The sequence below is a fragment of the Baekduia sp. genome, from assembly GCF_035318805.1.
Lineage (GTDB): Bacteria > Actinomycetota > Thermoleophilia > Solirubrobacterales > Solirubrobacteraceae > Baekduia.
Genome location: NZ_DATHDY010000029.1, coordinates 21,824 through 39,654, shown reverse-complemented (window position 1 = coordinate 39,654; position 17,831 = coordinate 21,824). Strand labels below are relative to the sequence as shown.

Below are 17,831 nucleotides of genomic sequence, written 5' to 3'. Positions count from 1 at the left end.
CCTAGTGGGCCACCTAGCGGCCCAGCTCAGCCGGTCCGCTCGACCACGGCCACGACGCCCTGGCCGCCGGCGGCGCACACCGAGATCAGCGCTCGGCCCGAGCCCTTCTCGGCCAGCAGCTTGGCGGCCGTCGCCAGGATGCGCCCGCCCGTCGCCGCGAACGGATGGCCCGCGGCCAGCGACGAGCCGTTGACGTTCAGCTTGGCGCGGTCGACGGACCCGAGCGCGCGATCCAGGCCCAGGCGCGTGCGGCAGAACTCGTCGTCCTCCCACGCCTTCAGCGTGGCCAGGACCTGCGAGGCGAACGCCTCGTGGATCTCGAAGAAGTCGAAGTCGTCGAACGTCAGCCCGGCGCGCGCGAGCATCCTCGGCACCGCGTAGACCGGGGCCATCAGCAGGCCCTCGTCGCCGTGGACGTAGCCGACCGCGGCGGTCTGGCTGTGCGTCAGGTGGGCGAGCACGGGCAACCGGCGCGCGGCCGCCCACGCGTCGCTCGCCAGGAGCACCGCCGAGGCGCCGTCCGACAGCGGCGTCGAGTTGCCGGCCGTCATCGTCGCGCCGTCGTCGCGCGCCCCGAACACCGGCTTCAGCGCGGCGAGCTTCTCGACGCTCGCGTCGGGCCGCAGGTTCTGGTCGCGCGACAGCCCGAGGTAGGGCGTCACCAGGTCGTCGAAGAACCCGCGGTCATACGCCGCGGCCAGCCGCTGGTGACTGGCGACCGTCAGCTCGTCCTGCTCCTCGCGGCCGATCCCCCAGCGCCGGGCGGTGATCGCCGCGTGCTCGCCCATCGACAGGCCCGTGCGCGGCTCGGCGTTGCGCGGGACGTCGGGCGCCAGGTGTCCCGGCCGCACGTGGGCCAGCAGCTTCACCCGCTCCGCGGTGCTCTTGCTCGCGTTGACCTTCACCAGCAGCCGGCGCAGGTCGTCGTTGACGCCCAGCGGCGCGTCGCTGGTCGTGTCGACGCCACCGGCGATCGCGACCTCCGTCTGCCCGAGCGCGATCTTGTTGGCCGCGAGGATCGCCGCCTGGATGCCGGTGTCGCACGCCTGCTGGACGTCGAACGCCGGGGTCGCGTCGTCGAGCGCGCTGCCCATGACGACCTCGCGGGCGAGGTTGAAGTCGCGGCTGTGCTTGAGCACCGCGCCGGCGACGACCTCGTCCACGGTCTCGCCGGCGAGGCCGAAGCGGGCGACGAGCCCGTCCAGCGTGCTGGTGAGCATGTCCTGGTTGGAGGCCTGCGCGTAGGGGCCGTTGGACCGCGCGAACGGGATCCGGTTGCCGCCGAGGATCGCTGCGGGGCGGGGGAGCGTGGAGAGTTCGGTCTTCTGCCTGGCCATGATGACACCAAAGAATGTAACATCGAACCGTGTCGCAAGCTGCCGACCGTTACCAACGACTGTCCTCCACGCCGCCCGGCCGGTTCCTCGTGGGCCGCCTGGGCCTTCCGGAGTCGACGCCGCTGCGCCGGTACGAGCCGGGCCAGCCGCTGCTCGACGGACCCGCGCTGCTGGGCGGGGCCCCCGGCGCCCGGCTCAGCCCGGTGGTCGACCGGATCCTGAAGAGCGCGAACGCCGATGCCCGTCACGATGCCGGCGACGGCGAGTCCACCGAGCGCTGGGCCGCCGTCGTCTTCGACGCGTCCGGGATCACGACCTCCGAGGACCTCTCCGCGCTGCACGACTTCCTCTCGCCGACGATCCGCCGCATCGGCGCGTCGGGGCGGCTCGTCGTCTTCGGCACGCCGCCCGAGCAGGCGTCCGACCGCCGCCACGCCGTGGCCCAGCGCGCGCTCGAGGGCTTCGTCCGGTCCGCCGCCAAGGAGCTGCGCCACGGCGCGACCGGCCAGCTCGTGTACGTCGCGCCCGGGGCGGAGGACCACCTCGACTCGACGCTGCGGTTCCTGCTCTCCTCGCGCTCGGCCTACGTCTCGGGGCAGGTCGTCCGGATCGGTGCCGGCGAGTCGCCGGCGCCGGCCGACTGGGACAGGCCGCAGGCCGGCCGCGTCGCCGCCGTCACCGGCGCGTCGCGCGGCATCGGCGCGGCCATCGCCACCGTGCTGGCCCGCGACGGCGCGCACGTCGTCTGCATCGACGTCCCGGCCCAGGGCGAGGATCTCGCCGGGGTCGCCAACGCCATCGGCGGCTCCACGCTGTCGCTGGACATCACGACCGCCGAGGCGCCCGCCGCGCTCGCCGCCTACCTGCAGGAGCGCCACGGCACGGTCGAAGTCGTCGTCCACAATGCCGGCATCACCCGCGACAAGACGCTCGCGCGGATGCCGCGCGAGCTCTGGGACGCGGTGCTCGACGTCAACCTCTCCGCCCAGGAGCGCCTCAACGACGCCCTGCTGATGGGCGACCTCGTCGGCGCCGGCGCGCGCATCGTCGCCGTCTCGTCGATCGGCGGCATCGCGGGCAACCGCGGCCAGACGAACTACGGCGCGAGCAAGGCGGGCGTCATCGGGGTGGTCGACGCGCTCGCGCCCGAGCTCGCGCAGCGCGGCGCGACGATCAACGCCGTCGCGCCCGGGTTCATCGAGACGCAGATGACGGCCGCGATGCCGCTGGTCGTCCGCGAGGGCGGGCGCCGGATGAACAGCCTCGCCCAGGGCGGGCTGCCGGTCGACGTCGCCGAGACGATTGCGTGGCTCGGCAGCCCGGCGTCGGGCGGCGTCAACGGCAACGTCGTGCGCGTGTGCGGCCAGAGCCTGATCGGCGCGTGACGCCCGTGGCGACGACGACCACGACCACCCGCACGCTCGCCTCCGCGCCGAGCACGGCCACGCTCTACCCCCGCGCCGTCGCCGGCGCCTATGCGCTGCCGCTCCTGCGGCGCGTCCCGCTCCTGCGGCGCGTCCCGCTCCTCGGCCCCGGCCCCGGCCGCGGCGACGGCGGGCTCCCCGACCTCGCCTTCGCGCTGCCCGAGGTGGCGCTCCCCCCGGGGCACGTCGCCGACTACGCGCGCGTCTGCGGGTTCGGCCTGCGCGACCAGCTGCCCGCGACCTACCTCCACGTCCTCGCGTTCCCGCTCGCCATGCGCCTCATGACCGACGGCGCGTTCCCGTTCGGCGTGCTCGGCCTGGTCCACGTCGCCAACCGGATCGACCACCACCGCCCGGTGCGGCTGGCCGAGACGCCCTCGCTGCGCGTGTACGCCACCGGCCTGCGCGACCACCCCAAGGGCCGGCAGTTCGACGTCGTCGCCGAGGCCGGCGTGGACGGCGACCGCGTGTGGGAGAGCCGCAGCACCTACCTGCGCCGGGGCGGCAGCAACCCCACCAAGAAGTCCGACGCCAACCGCCCCGAGCCGCCCGAGGCCGAGGCCTTCTGGGACGTTCCGGAAGACATCGGCCGCCGCTACGGCGCCGTCTCGGGCGACCGCAACCCGATCCACCTGCATCGCCTGAGCGCCAAGGCGTTCGGCCAGCCGCGGGCGATCGCCCACGGCATGTGGCTCAAGGCGCGCTGCCTCGCCGCGCTGCAGCCCGAGCTGCCCGCCTCGTTCGCCGTCGAGGTGCGCTTCAAGCTCCCCGTGCTGCTGCCCGCGAGGGTCGGCTTCTCCACCGAGCGCGACGGCCCGGGCCCGAGCGCGGGCCGCACGTTCGCGGTGCACGACGCGCGCCGCGGCGTCCCGCATCTCGAGGGACGCATCGGCTCCTAGGGGAACACTGGCCCAGAGGGCCAGGTTCCCTTGCGGGTCTTCGCCCAGGGGGCGAAACCCGCGGCGGGTTAGGGACCGACGCTCAGCGGGATCACGGCCGCCTTCGACCGCGCCCTGGACGCCTCGCCGGAGGCCCAGGGCGCGGTCTGAAGACGGCCCGGCGCTCAGGCCGCGTCGGCCATCAGGTGGCCCGCCGCGGCCGGGGCGCCGAGCGGCGCACGCAGCAGTCGCCAGCACGCGATCGCGCCGGCGAAGCAGAGCACGGCGCAGACCCACAGGGCGTCGTGCATGCCGCTCACGTAGGCCGCCGGGTCACCCTGGCCGAGCGCGGCGCCCGCCGGGATCAGTGCGCCGAGCGCCGCGACGCCGACCGCGATGCCGGCCTGGCGGAACGTGTCGTTGACGCCGGCGGCCAGCCCGCTCTGGCGCTCGGGCACGGAGCCGAGGGCGAAGCCGCTGACCGCCGGGTTGAACAGGCCGGTGCCGATCATCGCCACGATCGATCCGGGCAGGCCGATCGCCCACGACGAGTCGACCTGGGCCAGCGTCATCAGCGCCATCCCGATGCCGACCAGGACGAGCCCGACCGACACCATCGCGCGGCCGGAGACGCGCTCGCCCATGGCGCTCGTCGCGCCGGAGACGAAGAACATGATGACGGTGCCGGGCAGGTACACCAGGCCCGCCTCGATCGCCGACAGGCCGAGGATCTGCTGCAGGTAGAGCGTGATGTAGAAGAACACCGCGAAGAAGGACGCGGAGATCGCGAACGCCCCGACCTGGGCGCCGGTGAAGGCGCCGTTGCGGAACAGGCGCAGCGGCAGCATCGGCTCGGCGATCTGCGCCTCGATGGCCAGGAAGGCCGCGAGGAAGGCACCGGCGCCGGCGAGCTCGGCGACGATTATCGCGCTGCCCCAGCCGTCCTCGTTGCCGCGCAGCAACGCGAGGATGAGCAGGAACAGCCCCGCCGTCAGCGTCACGAGCCCGCCGACGTCGACGCGGCGCGCGAAGCGGTCGCGGGACTCGGCGACGCGGGCCCGCGTGATCGCCAGGCAGGCGACGCCGAGCGGCACGTTGACGAGGAAGATCCAGCGCCAGCCCAGGCCGCTGGTCAGCGCGCCGCCGACGAGCGGGCCGACGGCGAACGACGCCCCGATGGTGGCGCCGTAGGCGGCCAGCGCCCCGGCGCGCTCCTTCATGTCCGGGAACGCGTTGGCCAGCAGCGCGAGCGACACCGCGAACATGATCGCCCCGCCGATGCCCTGCAGGGCGCGCGCGGAGTTGAGGAAGGCGATGTCGCCGGCTGCGGCGCAGAGCACCGACGCGACGGTGAACAGCGCCAGCCCGATCGTGAACAGGCGCCGGCGGCCGAAGCGGTCGGCGAGCGCGCCCGCCGTCAGGACGGTCGAGGCGAGGGCCAAGGTGTAGGCGTCGACGACCCACTGCAGGCCGTGCAGGCCGGTGTGGAGATCGCCGGCGATCTTGGAGAGGGCGGTGTTGACCACCGCGATGTCGAGCATGAGCATCGCCGTGGCGGCACACACCACGACGAGCGTCCAGCGTTGGGTTCTCACGGGGAGGGTCCTTGGGGAGAGTCGGGGAGGGTCGTCGAACCTCACCCTGAAGCCCGCGGGCCCGCAGCGAAATGGGGGAGAACCCCAGTGTCGGCGTTCGGGTGGCTGGCCGTACCCGGCCGCGTGCGGCTACCCGGCCGCGGCGACGGGCTCGGCGGAGACGGCCCCGGCCGTCACGGGGGTGACCTCCACCGGGATGCCGTTCAGCACCGCGGTGCCGGTCAGCGGCTCGACCGCGTCCTCGTCGGTCAGCACGTTGGAGTTGATTCCCGCATGGTCGCGCGCGACGTCCAGCTCGACGCCCGCGACGTCGTGGCCCCAGCCGTGCGGCAGCGACACGACCCCGGGCCGCAGCTCGTCGGTGATCTCGACGGGCGCGTCCACCGCGCCGACGCGCGAGCGGATCGTCGCGCGCCCGCCGTCGGTCAGCCCGAGGCGCTCGGCGTCGTGGGGATGCACCTGCAGCGTGCAGCGTTCCGGTCCGCGGACGAGCAGCGGGAGGTTGTGCATCCACGAGTTGTTGGAGCGCAGGTGCCGCCGGCCGATCAGCACGAGGTCGGCGGCCGGGGCGGCGAGCGCGTCGTGCAGGCGGTCGACGTCGGCGACGACCGCCGCGGGCGCCAGCTCGATCCGGCCGCTGCGCGTGCGCAGCACCTCGGGCAGCCGCGGCGCCAGCGGGCCGAGGTCGATGCCGTGGGGCCGCGCCTCCAGGTCGGCGAGCGTCAGCGCGTAGGGCCCGGTGCGCAGCATGAGGTCGATCAGGCGCGCGGTGCCGACGCGCGGCTCCAGGTCGGCGAGCGCCTCGTCGGCGTCGCGGCCGTACCAGGACGAGTACGGGTCGGCCACCTCCTTGCCGATCGCGGCGCGCACGACGAGCTCGTCGATGGCGGCGACGTCGGCGGCCGGCCCCTGGCCGCTGAGGACGCCGACCAGGCGCAGCACGGTCTCCCACTCGTCCGGGAACCCGGCGGGGCGCGGCAGGACGGGCGGCGAGTAGTTGGTGTAGTTGCGGATCGCGAAGCCCTGGAAGACGACGTCGAAGTGCGCCTTCTCCAGCGGCGAGGGCGACGGCAGGATCACGTCGGCGTGGCGGGTCGTCTCGTTGACGTACAGGTCGACCGACACCATGAAGTCGAGGTCGCGCAGCGCGGCGTCCAGGCGGTCGCTGTTGGGCGTCGAGAGCACCGGGTTGCCGGCGACGGTGATCAGCGCGCGCACCTGGCCCTCGCCGGGCGTGTCGATCTCCTCGGCCAGGCAGGCGACGGGCAGCTCGCCGAAGGTCTCGGGCAGGCCGCGCACGCGCGACGCCCAGCGGCCGAAGCGCGCGCCGCGCCCGCGGCCGGGCTGGCCCTTGGTGTTCGACAGCCCCGCGGACGGCTTGGGGAACATCGCGCCGCCGGGCGCGTCGAGGTTGCCGGTGACGACGTTGAGCACGTCGATCAGCCAGCTCGCGGTCGTGCCGAACGCCTGCGTCGTCGTGCCGATCCGGCCGTAGGCGACCGCGCTCGGCGCGGCGGCGAAGTCCCGCGCGACCCGGCGGATCGCCTCGGGGTCCAGGCCGGTCGGGCCGGCGACGGCCTCCGGCGGGAAGTCGGTGGCGAGCGCCCGCACCTCGTCCAGGCCCTCGACGAGGCCGTCGGCAGCGCCGAGCGATTCCAGGCGCTCGTCGAAGACGACGTGGAGCAAGGCCATCAACAGCAGCGCGTCCGTTCCGGGGCGGATCGCCAGGTGCTCGTCGGCCTCCTGCGCCGTGCGGCTGCGCCGCGGGTCGACCACGACGATGCGCCCGCCGCGGGCGCGGATCGCGCGCAGCCGCCCGCGGGCGTCGGGCGCGGTCATCAGCGAGCCGTTGGACGCGAGCGGGTTGGCGCCCAGGCAGAGCATGAAGTCGGTGCGGTCCAGGTCGGGGATCGCGATCGTCGTCCCGGTGCCGAAGAGCATCGCCGAGGCGGCCTGCTTGGGGTACTGGTCGACGGTGCTCGCGCTGTAGATGTTCTTGGTGCCCAGCGCCTTGAGCAGGACCTTGCCGTAGAGCAGGAACGCGAGCGAGTGCGCGGCCGGGTTGCCGATGTAGGCGGCGACCGCGTCGCGCCCGCCGGCGTCGACCACCGCGGGCAGGCGCCGGTCGATCTCCGCGAACGCCTCGTCCCAGCTCACCGGTGCGAAGCGGCCGTCGGGCTGCTTGAGCAGCGGCGTGCGCACGCGATCGGGATCGTCGTGCAGCTCCTTGATCGCGACGCCCTTCGGGCAGATGAAACCGTGGCTGAAGACGTCCTCGGCGTCGCCGCGGACCTTCGTCACGGTGCCGGCGCGCTCGTCGACGTCGAGCGCGAGCCCGCAGGTCGCTTCGCACAGGGGGCAGGTCCGGTAAGCGACGGCCATCGCCCGAATCTACTCCGACACTCGTCCACTGGCCACATCCCCACCTCAAAGGTCACACCGGCGAACCGATGCCTGAGAGGGCCATGGAGGCAAAGCACGCAACGGACTGCGCGCCCTGGAAGGACAGCATCGACCCTGTCGCTGCTCGTTCCGTCGCCGGCGCAATCGACGATCTCGCCGAGTTCCCGGTTCTCGACGCGACGGTGCTGCGCGTCATCGCCCTGTGCGATGACGAGGAGTCGACCGCCGCCGACCTGGTGGACGCGCTGGAGCAGGACGCGACGTTCGCGGCCAACCTGCTGCGGTTCGCGAACTCCGCCGCCCGGGCGCATCCGATCCGGGCCAAGACCATCCGCCAGGCGGTCATGCTCGTCGGCCGCCGCGCCCTGCGGCGCCTGGCGCTCGAGGCCGCCACCTTCCGCTTCCTGGAGCGCGCGCGCGGCAACGGCCGCGCGTCGTGTGGCCAGTTGCACCTGCACGCGGTCACCGTCGCCATCGGCGCCGCGGCCTGCGCCGAGGAGGCGCGCGTGCCGGGCGACGCCGTCCACCTCGCGGGCCTGCTGCACGACGTCGGCAAGCTCGTCCTGCCCGAGGTCTTCGGGGAGGAGGCGTGCGACGCCCTGGCGCGCGAGCTCCCCGCCGGGGCCGAGCGCGTGCTGGCCGAGCGCGAGCGCTTCGGCATCGATCACGCCCAGTGCGGCGCGCTGCTGGCCGAGCGCTGGGGGCTGCCGGCCGAGGTCGCCTCGATCATCGCGTGGCACCACGGCGGCCCGACCGGCATCGGCTCGCCGAACGCGGAGATCGCCTGCGTGCAGCTCTCCGACAACGTCGCCGGCATGCTCGGCGGCGTGGAGGCCGACCACGCGCTGCTGGATGTCGCCCTCGATCGCCTGTCGCTGACCGCCGACGTCCTCGACGTGCTCGCCGACGAGATCACGCACACCGACCAGCGCGGCGAGGTCGGGCGCCTGGCCCACCGCGTCGCCGAGCTCGAGCGCCTGTCGCAGACCGACGACCTCACGGGCCTGGCCAACCGCCGCCATTGGCTGCAGACCACGCGGACCGCGCTGCACGACAACGGCGGCGGGGCGATCCTCATCGTCGACATCGATCACTTCAAGGCCGTCAACGATCGCCATGGGATGGCCGCCGGCGACCTCGTCCTGGCCGAGATCGGCCGGATCATCGCCCACCACGGGCACGCCGGCCGGCTGGGCGGCGACGAGTTCGCGGTGCTGGTGCCAGGGAACCTCGAGGAGGCCGTGCAGGCCGCGCAGCGGATCATGGCGCAGGTCAGCGAGGCCTTCGAGGCCGGCAGTGGGCCGAAGATCGACCTCTCGATGGGCTGCGCCGCGGCGCCCACGCACGGCGACGAGTTGGCCGACCTGCTTGAGGCCGCCGACGTCGCGCTGCTCGACGCCAAGCGCGCGGGCCGCAGCCGGGCGATGATCGCCGGGGCGGAGTGCCGCCCCGACGGGCTGGCCGCCTGAGGCCGATCGCGCGACACTCCCGGCGTGGAGGACGACATGCTGGTGACGACGCGGCTCGCGCTGCACGCCCTGGCCGCCGGGGTCATCAGCCCGCTGCGGGTCCAGGCGACGGGCAACGAGATCGCGCTGCGGGTGCGGCCGGGCGGCTTCGGCACGCCCGATCTGCCCGGCGGCGGATGGGTCGGCGTGCACGGGACCCAGGTCGTGGTCGTGGGACCCGACGGCGACGACCGGCGCACCACGATCACCACGCTCCGCAAGGCCGGCGCCTTCGTGGGGCTGGACGGCGCGGACGCGCTGCCCGGCGATCCACTGGAGGTCCACGCCGGCGCCGCGACCGTGCTGGCCGAGGCGCACGCCGACGGCGACGAGGCGCTGCAGGCGCTGATCGACGGCGCGGGCCCCGACGACGACCCGTCGGCGATCCACCTGTGGCCCGAGCACTTCGACATCGCGATCGAGTACGGCGCGCAGGACGTCCGCGGCACCTACGGCGTGTCCCCCGGCGACGAGCAGCACGTCGAGCCCTACGCCTACGTCGCGCCATGGTCGGCGAAGCCCGGCGGCAGGTTCTGGAACGCGACGGCCTTCGCCGGCGCCGAGCGTCCGGCCGACGAGCCGGACGCGATGACGGCCTTCTTCCGCGAGGCGCACCGCCTGCTGACGGACCACCAAGGGGGACAGTCCCCAACCCCCCGGGGGTAGGGGACTGTCCCCTACCCCCGGGGGTAGGGGACAGTCCCCCTCAGAGGAGGTGGCGGCGCATGACGATGTCGGCCGACAGCGTCTTGTAGCCCACGCGGTCGAAGACGACGGTGACGATCCCGTCCTCTACGCGCTGGACGGTGCCGGGCCCGAACTTCGGGTGGTCGACGTGCTCGCCGACCCAGAACGGCTCGTCATCAGGCGGCGGTGTCGCGCCGTCGGGATGTGCCTCGCAGTAGTCGCAGTTGCCGCAGGGCGGGTCGAACGCCTCGCCGAAGTAGCCGAGCAGGAAGGCGCGCCGGCAGCCGTCGTGCTCGGCGTAGCCGCGGACCATCTCGACGCGGGAGCGCTCGAACGCCTCGCGGTCGGCCTCCATCTCCATCGCCGCCTTCAGCCCGTCGCGGAGATCGGCGCCGCGCACCGGCGCGACGGTCCCGTCGTCGGCGACGTGTACGAGCCCGGCCTCGTCGAGGCGGTGCAGCACGGTGGCGATCCGCGACCGCGGCAGCCCGAGCTCGTCGCGGAGCGCGGCCGCGTCGACCGGCTCGCCGGCGGCCTTGACCACGCGGGCGACCCGCTCGAGCGTCGCGGGGTCGAGCCTGCCGGAGGCGAAGAACCGCCGGCGCCCGAGGTCCTCGGGGCGGTAGAACAGCTGGGCGCGGGAGGGGAGGCCGTCGCGCCCGGCGCGGCCCATCTCCTGGAAGTAAGCGTCCAGGGACTCGCTGACGTCGAGGTGCAGCACGAAGCGCACGTCGGGCTTGTCGACGCCCATGCCGAAGGCGATCGTGGCGACCATCACGTCGATGTCGCCGTCGGCCTCCATGAACGCCTCCTGGGCGGCGTCGCGCTGCTTGGCGCTCATGCCGCCGTGGTAGGCGCCGGCCCGCACGCCGCGCTCCACCAGCGCCGCCGCGGTCCGCTCGGCGCCCTTGTGCGTCGAGACGTAGACGATGCCCGGCCGGTCGCCGTCGCTCGCCGTGTCCAGAAGCGCGCGCTCCTTGTCGCCGGCCTCGTGGAAGCGGTGGACGCCGAGCCAGATGTTGGGGCGGTCGAACCCCTTGATGATCACGGCCGGATCCCGGAGGCGCAGCACCTCGAGGATCTCCTCGCGGACGGGCGCGGCGGCGGTCGCGGTCAGCGCCAGGACCGGCGGGCGGCCGAGGGCCTCGGCGGCCGCTCCGAGCTCGAGGTAGTCGGGCCGGAAGTCGTGGCCCCACTGGCTGACGCAGTGCGCCTCGTCGACGACGAAGAGCGACGGCTCGAGCGCCCGCAGCCGCTCGCGCGTCTCCTCGGAGGCCAGCTGCTCGGGCGCCAGCAGGACGAACTCGGTCTCGCCGGCCTCCAGCGCGCGGAACACCTCCTCGCGCTCGTGGTGCGACAGCGTCGAGTTCAGCTCGTGCGCGGTGCCGCCCTCGGCCTGCTCGACCTGGTCGCGCTGCAGCGCGATGAGCGGCGAGACGACGATCGTCGGACCCTCGAGGAAGAACCCGGCGAGCTGGTAGATCGCGGACTTCCCGGAGCCCGTCGCCATGACGACGAGCGCGTCGCGTCCGGCGAGGACCGCTTGCACGCCCTCCAGCTGGCCGGGCCGCAGATGCTCGTGCCCGAGCTCGGTGCGGGCGGCGGCGTCGATGTCATCGGCGGTGGGCAGCACGGGAAGGCCCTACCCGACCCTATCCTCGAAGGACTCATGGCCACCGTGCCGCAATCCGAAGGTCGCCGCACTCGCCTGGCCGAGCAGCGCCGCAAGCTGCCCGACGGCCCGGGCGTCTACCTGTTCCACGATGACAAGGGCAAGGTCATCTACGTGGGCAAGGCGAAGTCGCTGAAGAAGCGCGTCGCCGGCCACTTCTCCAACCCGGTGACGCGCGGCGCGCATCAGATGATCGACTCGATCGACTCGGTCGAGTTCCTGCTGGTCAGCTCCGAGACCGAAGCGCTGATCGTCGAGCAGAACTTCATCAAGCAGTACCAGCCGCGCTTCAACATCCGGCTGCGCGACGACAAGTCCTACCCGTACATCGCGATCTCGATGGACGAGCAGTTCCCGCGGGTGTACTTCACGCGCGAGCGCCATCGCAAGAACCGCCTGTACTTCGGCCCGTACTCCAGCGCCAAGCGCACCCGCTCGACGCTCGAGACGCTCGGGAAGGTCTTCCAGTACCGCTCGTGCAACGGCGCCGAGCCGGGGCGCCGGTCGGGCTCGCCGTGCCTCGACTACTACATCAAGCGCTGCGGAGCCCCGTGCGTCGACTACGGCGTCGATCGCGAGCAGTACATGGAGTCGATCGAGGGCGTCCGCGCGTTCCTCTCGGGCCGCTACCGCGACATCGAGCGCGACCTCGAGGAGAAGATGAAGGCGGCGGCCGCCGAGCAGGAGTTCGAGCAGGCCGCGCTGGAGCGCAACCGCCTCGCCGCCGTCCGCTCGCTGCTGCAGCGCCAGCGCGTGGCGAACGAGGCCGTCGGGACGGTCGACGTCGTGGCCGTCGCCGCCGACGGGACCGACGCCAACGCCCAGGTCTTCCAGCTGCGCGACGGCGTGCTCAGCGACCGGCAGTCGTTCTACCTCGACAACGTCCAGGAGGGCGGCGTCGGCGAGGTCGCCCAGGAGTTCCTCCTGCAGTACTACGGCGAGGCCACGGTGATCCCGCCGCAGGTCATCGTCCAGGCCGAGGTCGAGGATCTGGGGCCGCTGGCCGAGCTGCTGACCGAGCGACGCGGTGCGAACGTCGAGGTGCGCGCGGCGGAGCGCGGCGACAAGGCGCGGCTGCTGTCGCTCGCCGAGCGCAACGCACGTCTGGCGCTCGACCAGGACCGGCTCAAGGCCGAGCGGTCACGCCAGCAGCGGGTCGAGGCGCTCGACGACCTCCAGGAGGCGCTGCACCTCGACGCGCTGCCGCTCCGGGTCGAGTGCTTCGACATCTCCAACCTGATGGGCACGCATACCGTCGCGTCCATGGTCGTCTTCGAGGGCGGCGCGCCGAAGAAGGCCGACTACCGGCGGTTCACGATCCGCGGTGGGGAGGAGGGCGTGCCCGACGACTTCGCCTCCATGTCGGAGGTGCTGTCGCGGCGGCTGGCCAACTGGGAGCGCCAGCAGGACCTCTCGCCGCACGACCCCGAGCGCAACGAGTCGTTCGCGACGCTGCCGAACGTGATCGTCATCGACGGCGGCAAGGGCCAGCTGTCGGCCGGCGTCGAGGCGCTGCAGGGCTTCATGGACCGCGGCGTCGCGGTGGTGTCGCTGGCCAAGCGCATCGAGGAGGTGTTCGTGCCGGGCCGGGCGGAGCCCATCCTGCTCGGGCACGACACGCCGGCGCTGCAGTTGCTGCAGCGGGTCCGCGACGAGGCGCACCGCTTCGCGATCACCCACCACCGCACCCGCCGCGACAAGGCGATGACCGTGTCGGTCCTGGACGACCTGCCCGGCATCGGCCCGGGCCGCAAGCGCGCGCTGCTGAACCACTTCGGCTCGCCGGAGGCGGTGCTCGAGGCCACCAGCGAGCAGCTCGAGGCGGTGCCCGGCCTCCCGGGCAAGGTCGCCCGCGAGCTCTACACGTTCCTGCATCGGACGCGGACCGGGCGGTAGGAGCCCGGGTTCCTATCGGGCCGCAGCGAAACGAGCCCCTGGGCGAGGCTTCGCCTAGGACTGCGCGGTGGTGGTGCTCGGCGCGGGGTTGCCGTTCGGGGCGCCGCCCTGGGGGCGCTGGGGCAGCTTGGACTGGCAGGCCTTCAGGGCCGCCACGACCTTCGGGTCGTCGCGCTTGAGGTTGCGCAACGCGTTGAAGCCGTCGGTGACCTTGACGGCCAGTCCCTGATCCTTGAGGCAGGTCAGGTACGGCGTGAAGGCCTGGATGTTCTGCTGGCCGCCGCCGGGCCGGCCGCCGCCCGCGCCCTGCGGGCGGTACTTGGCGCACGCCTGCATGGCCTGGCCGAGCTTCGGGTCGCCGCCGGCGCCCGGACCGTTGCCGCCGCCCGGGCCACCCGGCTGCCCGTTCCCGCCGCCCGCGGGCGGGCCGTAGCCGTCGCCACCACCGCCGCCGCCGCCCTGCGGGCGGGTGGGCGGCGTGACGCCCTGATCCTTCAGGCACTGGTCGAACTTGGCGCGCGAGGCCGTCTGGGTGGTGCCGGACTTCGCGGATGAGCTGCCACCCGACGAGCCACCCGACGATCCGCCGCAGGCGGTGAGGGCGACCGTGGCGGCCACCAGGACGAGCGCGGACAGGGACGAGGCGAGACGCGGCATATGTGACGCAGTGAGCCGCAGCAACCGAAAGGGAGCCCAAGCGGGGCCGAAGAACTGCATAAGTCCCTGCAGGACCGCCGTTCTTCGGCTCCTCTCACGTTGCGCTTAGCGACTGCTCACCGCCTCGGTGCACTGTGCTGATCGATGCCTCGCCCGATCCGCCGACACCTCTCCCCGCTCACCCTCGGCCTCGCAGCGCTCGCGATCGGCACCATCGTCGCCGCCGTGCTGGCGATGGGCACCGATTCGCCGGGCTCCACCGTGAGCGAACGCACCGTCACGGCGGCCAAGGGCGTCGTGCAGTCGACGGTCTCCGGAACCGGCAACCTGTCGCCCGCCAACCAGATGGAGATGAACTTCGGCGCCTCGGGCACGGTGACCAAGGTGTACGTGAAGGCCGGCGAGCACGTCACCGCCGGCCAGCTGCTGGCCAAGATCGACACGGCCGACGCCGATGTCAACCTGGCCCAGGCGAAGGCCGACCTCTCCGCGGCCCAGGACACGCTGACCCAGGTGCAGTCCGGGACGACGTCGACGACCTCGACCGCCTCGTCCTCGGACACGGCCACGGTGGTGCCGGCGGTCGCGACCGCGGCGACCGCGAGCGTCACGGCGATCGACGCCCAGGCGACGAGCACGACGCCCGCCTCCACGACGACGCCGGCCACGACGACCACGCCGTCGACCACGACGACGACGCCCCAGACGACGACCACGCCGAAGAGCTCCACGCCGGCGACGACCACGGGCAGCAGCGGATCCGGCGGCTCGTCGGGCGGCGGCTCCTCGGGTGGCGGGTCGTCGGGTGGCGGGTCGTCGGGTGGCGGGTCGTCGTCCTCCGGCTCGGGCTCGTCCTCGGGCGGCGGCTCCACGTTGAGCGAGGCCTCGGCCGCGGCCGCCGTCAAGAGCGCGCAGCTGGCCGTCGACAACGCCGAGAAGGCGCTGTCGGCCACGAGCCTGCGCGCGCCGGACGCCGCGACCGTCGCAGCCGTCAACGGCGCGGTCGGCGACCAGGTCATCTCGGGCTCCACCTCGACGTCGGGCTCCTCGGGCTCCTCGGGCTCGTCCGGCACGGGCGGCGCCACCGGCGGCGGCTCGTCGGCCTCCAGCAGCTCCTCCTCCAGCAGCTCCACCACCTCGGGCTTCATCACGCTCACCCAGCTGAGCGTGATGCACCTGGACGTCAGCCTCAGCGAGTCCGACATCAACGACGTCAAGGTCGGCCAGGCCGCGACGGTCACCGTCAACGCCGCCTCGGGCGAACAGGTAGCGGGCAAGGTCATCGCCATCGGCGTCCTGTCCTCGTCCTCCTCGTCGGGGACCACCAGCGCGGTCAGCTACCCGGTGACCATCGAGCTGACGCAGACGACCAAGGGCCTGCGCGCCGGCATGAGCGCGACCGCGGACATCGTCACCGCGCAGGCGTCCGGCATCGTCGTGCCGACGCAGGCGGTCCGCGGCTCGACGGTGACCGTCGTCAAGGACGGCAAGCGCAGCACCAAGCAGGTGCAGACCGGCGTCGCGGGCGACAGCACGACCCAGATCACCAGCGGCCTCACCGCCGGCGACCAGCTGATCGTCACCTCCACCAGCGCGGCGGCGGGCGCCGCGGCGTCCGGCACCGCCGGAGCCGGCGCCGCCGGCGCCCCCGGCGGCGCCGGCGGCGCGCGTCCCGGCGGGGGCTTCGGCGGCGGCGGCGGGTTCGGCGGCGCCGGCGGTGGCGGCGGCTTCGGCGGCGCGGGCGGCGGCGGCGGAGGACGCGGATGAGCGGCAGCGCGGTGCGGTCCGCCCGCGTGGGACCCGCTCCCCGTCCCCGCCGGCGGCCGGTGATCGTCATCGAGGACGTCCGCCGCAGCTACCAGGTCACCGCCGACCTGGCCGTCCATGCGCTGGACGGCGTCTCGCTGCGGATCGACACGGGGGACTTCGTGGCGATCATGGGGTCCTCGGGCTCGGGCAAGTCGACGCTGATGAACATCCTCGGCTGCCTGGACCTGCCGAGCGCCGGGCGCTACCTGCTCGACGGCGTCGACATCCGCGACATGGACGAGGACGAGCAGTCCGACCTGCGCAACCGCAAGATCGGCTTCATCTTCCAGGCCTTCAACCTGGTCCCGCGCACCAGCGCGCTGGCCAACGTCGAGCTGCCGCTCAGCTACGCCGGCGTCACCCGCGCCGACCGCCGGCGCCGGGCCACCGCGGCGCTGGAGGCCGTCGGCATGGGCGCGCGGCTGGACCACCTGCCGTCCGAGCTGTCGGGCGGCCAGCAGCAGCGCGTCGCCGTGGCGCGGGCGATCGTGACCAACCCCTCGCTGATCCTCGCCGACGAGCCGACGGGCAACCTGGACTCGCGCTCGACGGTCGACGTCCTGCGGATCTTCGAGGACCTCAACGCCGAGGGCCGCACGGTCGTGCTCATCACCCACGAAAACGACGTCGCGGAGCGCGCTCGCCGCACGATCCGCCTCGCCGACGGCCGCATCATCTCCGACGTGGCCACCGGCGCCGGCGCGCTGGGCACCGCGGGGGAGGCCGCATGACGATCGCCGAGACGCTGCGCATCGCGCTCGGCGGGATCATGGCCAACAAGCTGCGCTCCGGGCTGACGATCCTGGGCATGACGATCGGCGTCGCCTCGGTGATCGTGCTGGTCGCGGTGGGCAACGGCTCCAAGAAGCAGGTGCAGGCCGGCATCCAGGCGCTCGGCAGCAACGTGCTGCTCGTCCAGACCGGCGGCATGCGCGGCGGCCCGGGGGGCGGCGGCGGCAGCAGCGGCCTGACGCTCACCCAGAAGGACGCCGAAGCGCTCCAGGACCCGTTCAACGCGCCCGACGTCAAGAGCGCCTCGCCGGTGGTCAACGCCAACGGCACGACGCTCGTCGCGGGCTCGGTGAGCTACCAGCCCAGCCAGATGATCGGCACGGTCCCGACATACACCGAGGCGCGCAACTACGAGATCGCCGCGGGCGCGATGTTCACCAAGGCCGACGTGACCAAGCACAAGCGCGTCGCGGTGGTCGGCCCCACGGTCGTGCAGAACCTGTTCGGCGGCAGCGACCCCGTCGGCCAGAGCATGCGGATCAACGGGGCGAGCTTCACCATCGTCGGCGTCACCAAGGGCAAGGGCTCCAACGGCACGCAGGACCAGGACGACTTCGTGCTCGCGCCGCTCACCGCGGTGCAGGACTCGCTGACCGGCTATGGCTCGATCAACCAGATCGTCGTCCAGGCGACCTCGGAGAAGGGGCTCAACGGCGCCCAGTCCGAGGTCACCTCGATCCTGAACCAGCGCCACGACATCACGGCGTCGAACAGCAGCACGACGACCAGCAGCTTCCAGGTCATCAACCAGGGCTCGATCCTCGAGACCTCCAACCAGACCACGAGCGTCTTCACCACCCTGCTGGGCGCCGTCGCGGCGATCTCGCTGCTGGTCGGCGGCATCGGCGTGATGAACATCATGTTGGTGAGCGTGACCGAGCGGACGCGGGAGATCGGCATCCGCAAGGCCATCGGCGCACGCCGCGCCGACATCCTCACGCAGTTCCTCGCCGAGGCCGTCCTGGTCTCGATGCTCGGCGGCCTCGTCGGCGTGGGGGTCGGCGTGATCGGCAGCCAGTTCCACATCGCCGGCGTGCAGCCCGCCATCGCCGGCTATTCGATCCCCGTGTCCTTCGGCGCGGCCGTGGTGTCCGGCCTGTTCTTCGGCACGTACCCGGCAGGCCGCGCGGCGCGCCTGCGTCCCATCGACGCCCTGCGCTTCGAATGACCGAC

The 17,831-nt window shown here is 73.3% G+C and carries 13 protein-coding genes; 8 read left to right on the top strand and 5 right to left on the bottom strand.

Annotated elements, in window-relative coordinates; all coding sequences use genetic code 11:
- Nucleotides 1–26: 26 nt before the first annotated feature.
- Nucleotides 27–1,337 carry an acetyl-CoA C-acetyltransferase gene (locus VK501_RS06765; RefSeq protein WP_324335931.1) on the bottom strand — a complete coding sequence of 437 codons (1,311 nt, stop codon included), beginning with the start codon at nt 1,335–1,337 and terminating at the stop codon, nt 27–29.
- 29 nt (nt 1,338–1,366) lie between these two features.
- Between VK501_RS06765 and VK501_RS06760 the strand changes: the two genes are divergently transcribed.
- Nucleotides 1,367–2,722, top strand: a complete 1,356-nt coding sequence (locus tag VK501_RS06760) for a 3-oxoacyl-ACP reductase (protein WP_324335930.1) — start codon at nt 1,367–1,369, stop codon at nt 2,720–2,722.
- Nucleotides 2,719–3,660 carry a MaoC family dehydratase gene (locus tag VK501_RS06755; protein ID WP_324335928.1) on the top strand — a complete coding sequence of 314 codons (942 nt, stop codon included), beginning with the start codon at nt 2,719–2,721 and terminating at the stop codon, nt 3,658–3,660. The genes VK501_RS06760 and VK501_RS06755 overlap by 4 nt, the downstream gene beginning before the upstream one ends.
- A gap of 164 nt (nt 3,661–3,824) precedes the next feature.
- Here the strand turns inward: VK501_RS06755 and VK501_RS06750 are convergent, their stop codons facing one another.
- A complete protein-coding gene (locus tag VK501_RS06750) occupies nt 3,825–5,234 on the bottom strand; it encodes an MFS transporter (RefSeq protein ID WP_324335927.1) in 1,410 nt (469 codons plus the stop codon).
- A gap of 129 nt (nt 5,235–5,363) precedes the next feature.
- A complete protein-coding gene (locus tag VK501_RS06745) occupies nt 5,364–7,616 on the bottom strand; it encodes a molybdopterin-dependent oxidoreductase (protein ID WP_324335925.1) in 2,253 nt (750 codons plus the stop codon).
- Nucleotides 7,617–7,699: 83 nt separating this feature from the next.
- On the opposite strand from VK501_RS06745, the gene VK501_RS06740 reads away from it, so the two are divergent.
- Entirely contained in the window at nt 7,700–9,106 is a 1,407-nt protein-coding gene (locus VK501_RS06740; protein WP_324335923.1) for an HDOD domain-containing protein, read from the top strand.
- Between the two features lie 24 nt (nt 9,107–9,130).
- Nucleotides 9,131–9,811 (top strand): hypothetical protein, encoded by a 681-nt coding sequence (locus VK501_RS06735; protein WP_324335921.1) that lies wholly within the window; start codon nt 9,131–9,133, stop codon nt 9,809–9,811.
- A 40-nt stretch (nt 9,812–9,851) separates the two neighbouring features.
- Here VK501_RS06735 and VK501_RS06730 read toward each other — a convergent pair whose 3' ends face one another.
- On the bottom strand, nt 9,852–11,465 hold the full coding sequence (locus tag VK501_RS06730; RefSeq protein WP_324335919.1) for a RecQ family ATP-dependent DNA helicase: 1,614 nt from the start codon (nt 11,463–11,465) through the stop codon (nt 9,852–9,854).
- A 36-nt stretch (nt 11,466–11,501) separates the two neighbouring features.
- Here VK501_RS06730 and uvrC point away from each other — a divergent pair, with 36 nt between their 5' ends.
- Entirely contained in the window at nt 11,502–13,400 is a 1,899-nt protein-coding gene (uvrC, locus tag VK501_RS06725) for an excinuclease ABC subunit UvrC (protein WP_324335917.1), read from the top strand.
- Nucleotides 13,401–13,454: 54 nt separating this feature from the next.
- Here the strand turns inward: uvrC and VK501_RS06720 are convergent, their stop codons facing one another.
- Nucleotides 13,455–14,057 carry a hypothetical protein gene (locus VK501_RS06720; RefSeq protein ID WP_324335915.1) on the bottom strand — a complete coding sequence of 201 codons (603 nt, stop codon included), beginning with the start codon at nt 14,055–14,057 and terminating at the stop codon, nt 13,455–13,457.
- A 144-nt stretch (nt 14,058–14,201) separates the two neighbouring features.
- Between VK501_RS06720 and VK501_RS06715 the strand changes: the two genes are divergently transcribed.
- From VK501_RS06715 to VK501_RS06705, 3 genes are read left to right on the top strand one after another with little or no spacing between them, the layout of a single operon-like run.
- Nucleotides 14,202–15,824, top strand: a complete 1,623-nt coding sequence (locus tag VK501_RS06715) for an efflux RND transporter periplasmic adaptor subunit (protein ID WP_324335913.1) — start codon at nt 14,202–14,204, stop codon at nt 15,822–15,824.
- A complete protein-coding gene (locus tag VK501_RS06710) occupies nt 15,821–16,597 on the top strand; it encodes an ABC transporter ATP-binding protein (RefSeq protein ID WP_324335911.1) in 777 nt (258 codons plus the stop codon). Before VK501_RS06715 ends, VK501_RS06710 begins: the two co-directional genes overlap by 4 nt.
- Entirely contained in the window at nt 16,594–17,826 is a 1,233-nt protein-coding gene (locus VK501_RS06705) for an ABC transporter permease (RefSeq protein WP_324335909.1), read from the top strand. Before VK501_RS06710 ends, VK501_RS06705 begins: the two co-directional genes overlap by 4 nt.
- Nucleotides 17,827–17,831 lie beyond the last annotated feature (5 nt).